We start from the raw sequence: 12,243 nt of genomic DNA on the forward strand, positions 1-12,243 counted from the left end.
CGAAATAAAAAAACGACAGAACATCATCGTTGTCTGCTCATCCATGATGTTTTGTCGTTCATGTATATGGAAGCTTGTTCCACAGTATACTAAATGAGAAGAAATTGACGCGGAAAAAGAGACTTCTGATAAAGAAACAAGGCTAGATTTGACAACAATTGTCAAATCTAGCCTTGTTTCTTTTTTTGAGACGAAAATCTGTATCAGGAATCACAAATAATTACCGATTCGATCATAAATAATTAAGAATTAAAGACATCCATTATTTTTCACGTCCTATTTATTAAAACTAGCACTTTAAAATTCTATACTCTTTTTTTCTTCTTCAAATTTTTTTCCCCACTCGCACAGAGAAATAAGAGAGCTATAAAGTTCTATCCCTTTTTTACTCAATGTATATTCAACACGAGGCGGAACTTCATGGTACGATTTGCGATTTATTATACCATCATCTTCTAATTCCTTTAAATTATTGACTAAAACACGTTGGGTTATTCCTTCTAAAGACCTCATTAATTCTCCATTTCGTTTAGTCTCTTTAAATAATTCTTCAATAATTGGAAGTTTCCATTTTCCATTTATTGCAGATAATGCCACCATAATACTTGTTTTTTTACTAGCGTGCATAAAAAGGCTCCTTTATTTTAATAAATATTACTATTTTGTCACTATATGAATAAAAAGTGCCTACTTTTAATTCTTATCATAATAGTTAATAATAACAATATCAAGTGTTTCAAAAAAATAATGAAAGGAGTTTTTAGGATGAGACTAAGTATTTTAGATCAATTGAATGTGTCAACAAACAGCAGTTCAATTGAAACGCTACACCAAGCAGAAGAAATAGCATTATTAGCTGATAACTTAGGATATACACGTATTTGGTATTCAGAACATCACGGTTCTGATGCGATGGCAAGTGCTACTCCAGAAATATTAGTAGCCCACATCGCAAGTATTACTGAACGTATCCGTGTAGGAGCAGGAGGCATAATGATGATGCATTATTCACCTTTAAAAATTGCAGAAACATTCAAGACGTTATCAGCATTGCATCCTAACCGAATTGATTTAGGGATAGGCAGGGCTCCTGGAGGGAATCAATTAACTACATTAGCTTTAAATCCATCTATGAATAATAATTTAAATTTAGATGATAAATTATCCGAAATTTTAATGTTTATGGATGATAATTTCCCAGAAGATCATTTTTACTCTAGGGTTTCAGCTGTTCCTAGAGAAGTCATTTTTCCAAAAATATGGCTGTTAGGTTCTGGAGGTGCTAGTGCTAAGCAAGCAGGGCTCTTAGGAATTAATTATAGCTTTGCTCAATTTATAAGTGGTCCAGTAAATAAAGATACTTTAGCAAATTATTATGATAACTTTATACCTTCCATATATCAAGAACGACCTGAAACTAATGCTGCTTATTTTACAGTTGTGGCCGATTCTAAAGAAGAAGCGGAATATAGATCAGCAAGTTACCAGCATTTTGTATTTGCCACAGAAAGAGGCCTTCCAAATAAATTTGTGTCTCCAGAAGAGGCCTTAAGTTATCCATATACAGAAATGGAAAAAGCGGATTTGGAAAAAAACCGTAGTCGTTTTGTCATTGGTGATAGCAAATCTGTTGCAGACTATTTTAGAAAAGAGGAAGAGTTAGGGGTCAGTGAAGCTATGATAATAGCAGCAGGATATACCATAGAAGATCGTAAGACGACCCTTAGATTATTAGCAAAAGAAATGTTATAAGGAGGGCGAAGAAAATGTTACCTGTTCTACATAAAATAAACAAATTAGCTAAAAAAGCAAGAGAAGAAGGATTAACCTTAAACGAGGAACGATTAAGAGGAGAATTACGGGAAGAATACTTACAAACTATCCGTGATCAATTTAACAACACTTTAATGGGTGTGACCATATATGATCCCATAGGTGATGATGTAACTCCAGAAAAATTAAAAAAAGAGCAAAAAAAATATTTTGGAAAGAAAGTAGGAAGTTAAATGATAGAAGAAATTATGAACGCAAGAAAATCAGTTCGAGAATTTGAACAAGATTATATTATCTCAGATGAGATCCTTGAAGAATTATTAGAAAAAAGTGCTAGCGCTCCATCCGGACATAATTTACAAAGTTGGAGAGTTGCCGTTATCAGAGACCCGAAAAAACGGGAAGCTATAAAAAAAGTGGGACATGGGCAACCACAAATAACATCCTCTTCTGCCTTATTGGTTATCTTTGCTGATACAAATTCTAAGGCTAACATGGAGAAAATATATTCCCAGGATGTCGCTAGCGGTTTCCTACCAAAAGAAATGTTAGCGGATAAATTAACTTCTTCAATTGAGTATTATGCGAGTCAAAGTCAAGAATACTTGACTCAAACGGCAATTATCGATAGTAGTTTATTTGCTATGCAACTGATGCTTTTAGCAAAAGATCGGGGTTATGATTCAGTTCCTATGAGAGGATTTTCTCAAGCTGAGATTGGTCAAATTATTAACCAACCAACTAATTATCTCCCAATCATGTTAATCAGTATAGGAAAAGCTAGCCAACCGGCATTTGATACTTCAAGATTACCAGTTGAAGCTTTCACCGAGTTTCATTATTGATCTATTTTGACTGACACATTACTTTTTCTACCCGATCACTAAAAAAGAAACGTATTTTAGGTAGAATTCAAATCGCCAAAGAAAACCCCAAAAAAATTGTACTTTTTATTTACAATTTTTTTGGGGTTTTTGGGGTAAAATACTTATTTACACTTGTGACTAATTATAGCTAAAAATCGATAACTTGTTGCTGTATGACTATTTGCAAATATTATGCTAGTTATTAGCGTTTTCTATATCTTTATATATTTGTTACTAAGGGTAATAAAACGAAGCAGATAAACGATTTGTCCCAGAAGAATTCTGTCTATAATAAACATGATACTCAAGAGAATTTTTTCAATAGATTATTTATAAATAAATCTGTTAGAGATGGAAATAACGTGATATTTAACAAGAATAATTGCATGTTTAAACGGTAATTCATTGAATTTTATCCACAAGTTATTTTTGAAAGGCTCCATGAAAAATTTTACGAAACTTACTTTTAATCTTTTTTTAATCTAGCCTTTCTGTTATAATGGTTTTCACATTTACTATACAAACAGTAGATGAATGATCATATCAAAGGAGAGATAAATGTATGAAAACTGTTTACAATTTTTCAGCTGGTCCCGCCGTTTTACCTAAAAGTGTATTGGAAAAAGCACAATCCGAATTGGTGAATTACGAGAACAGCGGCATGTCCGTGATGGAGTTGAGTCACCGGTCCTCCCTTTTTGAAGCGATCATTGAAAATGCTGAAACCTTACTCAGAGAATTGATGACTATTCCTGATAACTATAAAGTGCTCTTTTTACAAGGTGGTGCCAGTATGCAATTTACGATGGTTCCTTTGAATTTAGCGCAAAATAAAAAAGCCCTGTACGTCAACACTGGTTCATGGGCAAAAAAAGCAATTAGCGAAGCAAAAAAACTCGATAATGTTGATGTTCAAGTGATTGCTTCAAGCGAAGACAAGAATTTCACTTATATTCCCGAAATCCGTAAAGAAGATATTCCTCAAGATGCAGCGTATGTTCACATTACAACAAACAATACGATAGAAGGTACAACGATTTATGATTTACCTGACACAGGTGACGTACCGATCGTTGCTGATATGTCGTCAAATATTCTATCGATCGACTATAACGTTTCTGATTTTGGGCTGATCTATGCAGGTGCACAAAAAAATATCGGGCCAGCAGGACTTACGGTTGTTATCGTTCGTGAGGATTTGATTGGGCAAGCGGATGTTCTTAGCGCGATGCTAGATTACGATATCCATGCAAAAAATGGCTCAATGTACAACACACCACCGACTTACAGCATTTATATGGCTAAACTTGTCTTTGAATGGATCAAAGAACAAGGTGGCGTCAGTCAAATGGAAAAACAAAACAAAGAAAAAGCAGCGATTTTATATGATGAGATAGACTCATCTAGCCTATTTTCTTCACCAGTAAATCCAAAAGACCGTTCAATCAACAATATTCCTTTCATTACTGGAAATGATGAACTAGATAAAAAGTTCAATCAAGAAGCCTTAGCAGCAGGATTTGAGAACTTAAAAGGCCACCGTTCTGTAGGAGGAATGCGTGCAAGTTTGTACAACGCATTCCCAAAAGCTGGCGTTGTCGCTTTAGTTGATTTAATGAAAAAATTTGAAGCAGAAAATGGAGGAACAAAATAGATGTATGATATTAAAACATTCAATGCGATTGCCCCAGTTGGTTTAGCACGTTTTAACGAAGAAAATTTTACGATCAATAAAACTGAGACACCTGCCGGCATCATATTACGTAGTGAAAAACTCCATGATTACGACTTTCCTGCTTCTGTTTTAGCTGTCGCTCGTGCTGGAGCTGGAACGAATAATGTTCCAGTCAAACAATGTACAGAAGATGGTATCGTTGTTTTTAACACCCCAGGTGCCAATGCTAATGCTGTAAAAGAGCTCGTTATTGCTTGTCTACTTTTATCTGTTCGTCCGATTTTAAAAGGTTCAAACTGGGTTCAAACACTGACTGGAACAGATACTGAAGAACAAGCGGAAGCGCAGAAAAAACAATTTGCTGGTACTGAATTAGAAGGTAAAAAATTGGGCGTGATCGGTCTTGGTGCAATCGGTGCTATGGTAGCAAACGACGCCTACCGTTTAGGCATGGAAGTAACAGGATTTGATCCTTTTGTTTCGGTTGATACCGCTTGGAGTATTTCACGTCGGGTCAAACGAGCGCAAAGTATGGAAGAAGTCTTGAAAACCTGTGACTTTATTACCGTTCACGTTCCTTTATCTGAAAATACCCATCACTTGATTGGTAAAGAACAACTGGCACAGATGAAAAAGAACGCTGTTTTGCTTAACTTTGCCCGTGGTGAATTGGTCGAAACAGACGCCGTGATTGAAGCCTTAGCGCAAGAAGAAATCAGTAATTTTGTAACAGACTTTGCCGATGAACGTCTATTACACAATGAAAAAATCTTAGTCTTGCCTCATCTAGGTGCCTCAACAGAGGAAGCAGAAATCAACTGTGCTAAAATGGCAGCTCGTACACTGAAAAAATTCCTAGAAACAGGGAATATCAAACGCTCTGTCAATTTTCCAACAGTTGAAATGGCCTTCAACTCGCCATTCCGTTTCGCGATTATACACAGAAATGTTCCCAATATGTTAGGTCAAATCTCAACTGGCATCGCAAATTTAGAGATCAATATCGATACGATGATCAACCGCAGCCGTGACGATTTCGCCTATACGATTGTCGATATTTCTGAAACAGATGAAGCAAAAATCAATGCCGCAGCTGAGAAAATCCAAGCGGCCGAAAACATCATCCGAGTCCGGACAATCAAAAATACTGAGGCGGTGAGTTACTAATGGTTATGATCCACCCTTTTAAAAGCATTCGTCCAGCTACTGAGTTCAGCGAAAAAATTGCTACATTACCTTATGATGTTTTAAATTCTGCAGAGGCGCGCCAACTAGGTGAAAATAACCCTTATTCTTACCTGCATATCGACAAAGCTGAAATCGATTTACCTGAAACACTTTCGCCTTATGACGATCAGGTTTACGAAAAAGCAGCAAGCAATTTACAAGCATTTTTACAAAAACAATGGCTGATCCAAGATGACCAACCGCGTTTATACCTTTACGAATTAACAATGAACGGCCGCGCTCAAACCGGTCTTGTAACGTGTACTTCAATCACTGATTACACAGAAGGTAAGATCAAAAAACATGAATTTACTCGACCAGAAAAGGAAGTCGATCGTATCCGTCATATTGAAGCATGCGATGCGAATACTAGCCCAATTTTTCTAACTTACCGTAAAAATGAACAGATCCAAACGTTAATGAACGACTGGAAAAAATCACATGGTCCTGTCTATGATTTTACTAGTTTTCATGAAGTTACTCACCGTGTTTGGCTTATAGATAAACCAGAAGTGATCGAACAACTCGTTACGACTTTTGCACAAGAGGTTGCGGCTTTATATATTGCAGATGGCCATCATCGGACGGAATCAGCGGTCAAAGTTGGTCAAAAGAAAAAGGATGCTCATCCTGAAGCCACCGATTCAGCAGAATTCAACTACTTTTTATCTGTGATTTTTCCTAAAGAAGAATTGGAAATTTTAGATTATAATCGTGTGGTGAATGTTCCCATCGAAGCTGATTTCTTCGAACAGTTGGAAAAGAGTTTCACTGTGGCAAAAACTGAGGCAGGAAAACCGGCTCAACCAAAAACATTTGGTATGTATTTGGCAGGTCAGTGGTACGCACTAACTGCTAAAGAAGCAATTCTATCTGATGATCCTGTTGACGGTTTAGATGTTTCTTTATTGCAAAATCATGTATTCGCAGCTATTTTCGATATTCAAGATGTGCGTACAGATAAACGGATCGATTTTGTCGGCGGTATTCGTGGAATGACAGAACTAGAACAACTGGTGGATAGTGGACAATGGTCAGCGGCATTTGCGATTTATCCAACGACGATGGATGATTTATTGAACGTTGCGGATGCAGGTAAAATCATGCCGCCAAAATCAACTTGGTTTGAACCTAAATTATTAAGTGGATTATTTGTGCACGATCTAGAGACAAATAACGCATAAAACTGTAAAATAGAAGAATAAAATCTAAGCTTGGACAAAAGCAAAATTTTTGTCCAAGCTTTCTTGCAAATAAACCGAAAAGACTAGATAATAGTCTTTTCTAAAATACTCTGGAAAAGTTAGGAAATAAGTGAGGTCAACCATGCGAAAACAATTAAAAGAAGCCAAACGAATCGTCATCAAAGTTGGGACAAGTACCTTGATTTACCCCAACGGAAATATCAATTTAAGTGCCATCGATCAATTAGCCTTTACCTTATCCGATTTACGTAACCAAGACAAAGAGATCATCTTAGTCTCGTCTGGTGCAATCGGTGTTGGCTTAAATAAGTTAAACATGGACAAACGACCCCCGACCATTCCAGAACAACAAGCAGTTGCTGCGGTTGGGCAAGCGGAGTTGATGAACATTTACAACCAGCGCTTTTTGACTTATAACCAGCAAATCGCCCAATTATTATTAACAAGAGATGTGATCGAATATCCTGAGAGCCGCAAAAATGTAACGAACACAATAGAACAACTCCTGAAAATGGGGATCATTCCAGTCATCAACGAAAATGATACTGTCGCAATCGATGAATTAGATCATCTAACAAAATTTGGCGACAATGATCAACTATCGGCAATCGTAACTCAACTGATACAAGCAGATGCGTTGATCATGTTATCTGATATCGATGGGTTCTTTTCTGATAATCCGAATACTAATAAAGACGCCACACTCTTTTCTGAAATCAATGAGATCAACGACGAGCTTTTACAATTAGCAGGTGGCAAAGGCAGCCGCTTTGGAACTGGCGGTATGTACAGTAAATTGAAAGCTGCAGAACGTGTACTAGCACATAATGGCGCCATGATTTTAGCAAATGGGCAGCAGCCTAAGATTATTTTTGATATTTTAAATGGTGAAATGATTGGTACGTTATTTATTTAGTTCAAAAAAGGAGGAACGTTTCATGACTGATTTAATACAATTAGGCAAACAAGCGAAAGAAACAGCTTATCAACTAGGTTTGATGGACGCAAAAACAAAAAATGATCTGTTACTGCATATGGCGGATGAGCTAGAAAAAAATACTGCTACAATCTTACTCGAAAATCAGAAAGATTTAGCCACAGCCACAGAAAACGGGATTACTGAAACAATGCTTGATCGTTTACGTTTAACTGATGAACGAATTAAAGAAATGGCTGATGGCATCCGTCAAGTTGCAACCTTGCCTGATCCAATCGGTGAAGTCGATAAAATGTGGAAAAATGAAGATGGCTTGATGATCGGTAAACAACGTGTGCCATTAGGTGTCATCGGCATCATCTATGAATCTCGTCCAAATGTGACAACAGATGCAGCCAGCCTTTGTTTTAAAACCGGAAATGCCGTAATTTTACGTGGCGGAAAAGAAGCATTTCACTCAAATCAAGTCTTAGTAACTGTTTTACAACAAGCGTTAAAACAAAAAGGCGCTTCCCCTTTTGCGATTCAATTTGTTGCTGATACTTCTCGGGAAACGGCTCAAAAATTGATGAAATTAAATGACTATCTAGATGTGTTGATTCCTCGTGGTGGTGCTAACCTGATCAAAACGGTTTTAACAACCGCAACTGTTCCAGTGATTGAAACAGGAACCGGTAATTGTCATGTTTATATCGATAAAGATGCCCAATTAGAAATGGCTACTAATATCATCGTCAATGCAAAATGCCAACGTCCTTCTGTTTGTAACTCAGCAGAAACATTGTTGATCCATCAAGATGTAGCAGCAGATTTCCTTCCTGTTATCGAAAAAGCTCTGAATGAATATAATGTAGAATTACGTGCCGATGAACGAGCGATAGCAATTTTCAAGCAATCGATCCCAGCTACTGAAGAAGATTGGGAAACTGAGTTCAATGACTTCATTTTAGCCGTTAAAGTCGTAGATTCTTTAGACGAAGCCATTCAGCATATCAATCGCTACAATACGAAACATTCTGAAAGTATTATCAGTGATAATTATTTTGCTACACAACAATTTTTACAGCAAGTTGATGCGGCGGCTGTTTATGCTAATGCTTCTACACGTTTTACAGATGGATTTGTTTTTGGTTTCGGTGCAGAAATCGGTATTAGTACACAGAAACTGCATGCTAGAGGTCCGATGGGATTAGCGGAATTGACCTCTACAAAATATATTGTTTATGGCGATGGACAGTATCGGAAATAATTTTTAATTCAAAAATACTCGATCAATGAAGCTCTATTGATCGAGTATTTTTTCTTATTTAATTTAGGATAACTACCTAATTTCATTTAACTGAAATTGATCTTATCAGGGAGTTTCACTCACTTGCCATAATATAGCCGCTTTGTATTGTCCTTTTTGAATAACCTCATTAGAAAAAACATTTAACTGCAATCCTTGTTTATTAGAATCCCAATTTTCACTAACATTGTAAATGCCAGTGCCTGACATTGTACCAACTTCAATTGGCTGAGATTCTCCTTCTTTTAATGCCACCTTAGTCGTATCATTTTGCTTATAATATAATGCTCTTGGAAGAACTTCACTTGGACTATCTTGACTAGTCAACGGTTTCGCTAAGGTGGCTGTTAATGTCCAACTTGTTTTCTTCTTCCGTGTATCACCAATGATAAGCGGAACATCATATTTTGGTTGTTCGCCTTTAATAAATGATTTTGTTAAGTACTTATCCCCAAAATTTAACGTTTTTGGAAACGAGTCTACAAATAACGTCCCTTTAAATTGATACTGTACTGTTTTTTCTTCTTTATCTATGGAAATAGCAGATTCATTATTTGGTGCTTTGACTAACTCAAAATGTTTTCCAACGAGTGAACTAATCACTACCTGAATCGTTGCTTCTTTTGTTAAATCAATCGTTGTCCCTGCATCTCCTCTTAAAACAACAGGATCACTTAAGGGGGTTCCCTCTTCGTCTACAAATTGTACCTGAACATTTTGTTTTTTCTCACCTACTATTAATTCAGTTACACTACTTTCTTTATCTGGACGATGTGCTTGACTCCCTATTATTTGAGCTCTAATCACATCTCCACCTTTTAAAGGAAAACCTACAGCAATGTTATGACGTCCATTTACTTTTGCTGGAATTATGTTTGATACAACTACACCATTAACAGAAACTTTAAGCTGGTACTCACGATCAAATTCTATATTTTGATTTCCTATATCTACGGTGATATTCCCATCCCCAGCATAAGCTTCATTAATTAGTGGAGCATTAACGCTCCATCCTTCCCAATTAGAAGAATCTGAAACTACTTTTGTTACAGTTGTACTTGTTTTATCTGCTTGACCTGCTTCATGACCAACAATTTTTGCCGTAATCACATCTTGTTCAACTAAAACGTTAGTTAAAGGTATAATAAATTCTCCGCCATTAAACGTAAACCGTTCTGTCCCAACTTTCACACCGTTTACGGATACAACTACATCATAGTTCCGATCATTAAATTTATTTTGTGGTGGGACACTACCAGTGATTACATCATCACCATGATCAGCATCATCAAGTATCGGTGGATCAACTATCCAGTTTGCCCAATTCTCTTGACCTTCCTTATTTTCTAATACGATGGTTTTTACTGTTTTACTTTGTTTTGCGGCTTCTCCAGGCTCATACCCAATTATATAGGCTTCGATAACATCACCGGTAGCTAAGTTTTTACCAAATACTGGTGCTCCATATACTCCTGGCTCAGGATCCAGTCCTCTATAAATGATTTCACCGTTTAAAACAATAACCAGTTGATATGTTCGTGAATATTGTCGATTTTGATCCGGAACACTCCCTGTTATATTTGTTTCTTCATCGTATGCAGTTGAAATCGTTGGTGGTTTTACTTGCCATTGTTCCCATAGAGTCCCGTCTTGTCCGATTGTATAGTAGCTGGGGGTAGATAGATTGGTATCTAAATAGCCATTTTCATGTACTGCTTTTTCTTTAGCAACAACTTGTGCTTTAATAACTGTACCGGATATAAATTTTTGAATAGAGTTATATCTCCAATCACCTGATGCATCAATCGGAATATTTTGTGCGATAATCTTATTATTTGCACTTAATCTAATTGTGCAATCAGCTGGGTGACGATTTTCCATATTCTGTTTGGTGATCCCTCCAAAAACACGATCATTTTCTGAAGTGATCGTTGTTGGATCTACTGGGTTTTCAATCCAACTGTTTAATTCTGTCACGTCATCATATAAATAACTACGAGATGGAGATGGGGAAAAGCTTAATGCCGTACCTCCTTGACTTGTTGCAAGGTCAACATTGTAATACGACTTGCGCTCAATCAAAATCCCTGTATCTTTACTCCACCGTCCCAAATCAATGGTCATATCTATATTTTGCCATAAATCGGACATTGCGATCGGATAGACTGGGGACAGAACATTAAAGGTTTCCGTACTTTCATTGTAATAAGCTCTATCTCTACCGGCTATAACACCAACATTTTTAGTTAGCAACTTTTGCATAGTAATATTGATACTGACCCCAATACTACCATTCCTATCGACTTGTCCCCCAATATACTCTTTATAATTAGGTGTACTAAAAAATGGTATAGCTATCTCAGGATCGATCTTAATTCTACTCACGGTCTGCGCTCCAAGTCCAAAAACAGCCACAGCTTTTGATACTGATTTAAAATGCAAAATCCCCTTTTTGTTGTCTAGTATCTGAATAGTATCCACATATCCACTTCCGATACTTAAACGAGGTTGCGGACCCATCATTGGCTCCGTGCTCGATGTAGCAGTGGATGACTCCGATGACTCTACCTCAGTTTCAGTAGAACTTGTAGATTGATTGACTGATTGACTAGTCTCTTGTGCCGTAGACTGTTCGTCTGAATGATCACTCTCTTGCGCTATAGCATTAGTTGGTATCAGCAGTACCAGAATTGAACCTAAGAAAATAATCCTTTTGAGTATTGATTGTCTTTTAGTTCTCATGATTTTCTCTCCATTTTTATTACATATTTTATCTTTGACCCTACTTCTTTAAGATTACACATCTGCTATTTTTAAGCTTGATTTACTTCCATGTCATCTTAGCCATTATACTTTTCAAACAATAAACGCCGACCAATACAATCAGTAATGAAAACCCCAGAAGCACCCAAATAACAGATGTTATTAAATCTCCTGTTGAAGGGAGCTTTCCATGTGAATTTGTAGTCACCTCTCCTTGCCTCAAAGGAGGCTGAAGTATTGAGGGAAGCAATAGGTTATCCTCATCTTTTAGAAAAGTGATCGATACATCAGTCGTACTGTCTAACTTATCTATAGCTTCAACTTTTTCACTGTATAAAAAACAGCTCACCATTACAAAAATCAATAGTATGACCCCATTTCTTTTCATTTTGATCTCCTCTTTCTTTGTTATAGCATTAATACGCACCACGATTACTTAAATCATTATTAATAACTAAAGTTATTTATTGGAAATTTTTGTAACTTCTATTTATCTTTTAGAGAAATAG

Annotated in this window: 11 protein-coding genes; 8 read left to right on the forward strand and 3 right to left on the reverse strand. The window is 36.6% G+C overall.

Annotation, left to right across the window (positions count from 1 at the left end; translation table 11 throughout):
- Positions 1-297: 297 nt before the first annotated feature.
- Entirely contained in the window at positions 298-627 is a 330-nt protein-coding gene (locus tag I583_RS13700) for a winged helix-turn-helix transcriptional regulator (protein ID WP_010762011.1), read from the reverse strand.
- A 138-nt stretch (positions 628-765) separates the two neighbouring features.
- Here I583_RS13700 and I583_RS13705 point away from each other — a divergent pair, with 138 nt between their 5' ends.
- The 8 genes from I583_RS13705 to I583_RS13740 all read left to right on the forward strand — a co-directional run bounded on the left by I583_RS13705 (position 766) and on the right by I583_RS13740 (position 8,932).
- Positions 766-1,752 carry an LLM class flavin-dependent oxidoreductase gene (locus tag I583_RS13705; RefSeq protein WP_010762012.1) on the forward strand — a complete coding sequence of 329 codons (987 nt, stop codon included), beginning with the start codon at positions 766-768 and terminating at the stop codon, positions 1,750-1,752.
- A 14-nt stretch (positions 1,753-1,766) separates the two neighbouring features.
- Positions 1,767-2,006 carry a DUF896 domain-containing protein gene (locus I583_RS13710; RefSeq protein WP_010762013.1) on the forward strand — a complete coding sequence of 80 codons (240 nt, stop codon included), beginning with the start codon at positions 1,767-1,769 and terminating at the stop codon, positions 2,004-2,006.
- Complete coding sequence (locus I583_RS13715) at positions 2,007-2,618, forward strand: nitroreductase family protein (RefSeq protein WP_010762014.1); 612 nt, start codon at positions 2,007-2,009, stop codon at positions 2,616-2,618.
- A 583-nt stretch (positions 2,619-3,201) separates the two neighbouring features.
- Entirely contained in the window at positions 3,202-4,293 is a 1,092-nt protein-coding gene (serC, locus tag I583_RS13720; RefSeq protein ID WP_010762015.1) for a 3-phosphoserine/phosphohydroxythreonine transaminase, read from the forward strand.
- Complete coding sequence (locus I583_RS13725) at positions 4,294-5,481, forward strand: phosphoglycerate dehydrogenase (protein WP_010762016.1); 1,188 nt, start codon at positions 4,294-4,296, stop codon at positions 5,479-5,481.
- Positions 5,481-6,725 (forward strand): DUF1015 domain-containing protein, encoded by a 1,245-nt coding sequence (locus tag I583_RS13730; RefSeq protein ID WP_010762017.1) that lies wholly within the window; start codon positions 5,481-5,483, stop codon positions 6,723-6,725. Before I583_RS13725 ends, I583_RS13730 begins: the two co-directional genes overlap by 1 nt.
- Before the next feature lie 142 nt (positions 6,726-6,867).
- Complete coding sequence (gene proB, locus I583_RS13735) at positions 6,868-7,662, forward strand: glutamate 5-kinase (RefSeq protein ID WP_010762018.1); 795 nt, start codon at positions 6,868-6,870, stop codon at positions 7,660-7,662.
- Between the two features lie 22 nt (positions 7,663-7,684).
- Positions 7,685-8,932: a glutamate-5-semialdehyde dehydrogenase gene (locus tag I583_RS13740; RefSeq protein ID WP_010762019.1), complete on the forward strand. Its 1,248-nt coding sequence runs from the start codon at positions 7,685-7,687 to the stop codon at positions 8,930-8,932.
- Between the two features lie 105 nt (positions 8,933-9,037).
- On the opposite strand, the gene I583_RS13745 is transcribed toward I583_RS13740, so the two are convergent.
- Together I583_RS13745 and I583_RS13750 are read right to left on the reverse strand one after the other, a co-directional pair.
- Positions 9,038-11,713, reverse strand: coding sequence for a MucBP domain-containing protein (locus I583_RS13745; RefSeq protein WP_010762020.1), 2,676 nt, complete (start codon positions 11,711-11,713; stop codon positions 9,038-9,040).
- An 82-nt stretch (positions 11,714-11,795) separates the two neighbouring features.
- Positions 11,796-12,122, reverse strand: coding sequence for a hypothetical protein (locus tag I583_RS13750; protein WP_010762021.1), 327 nt, complete (start codon positions 12,120-12,122; stop codon positions 11,796-11,798).
- Positions 12,123-12,243 lie beyond the last annotated feature (121 nt).

The organism is Enterococcus haemoperoxidus ATCC BAA-382 (genome assembly GCF_000407165.1).
Lineage (GTDB): Bacteria > Bacillota > Bacilli > Lactobacillales > Enterococcaceae > Enterococcus_L > Enterococcus_L haemoperoxidus.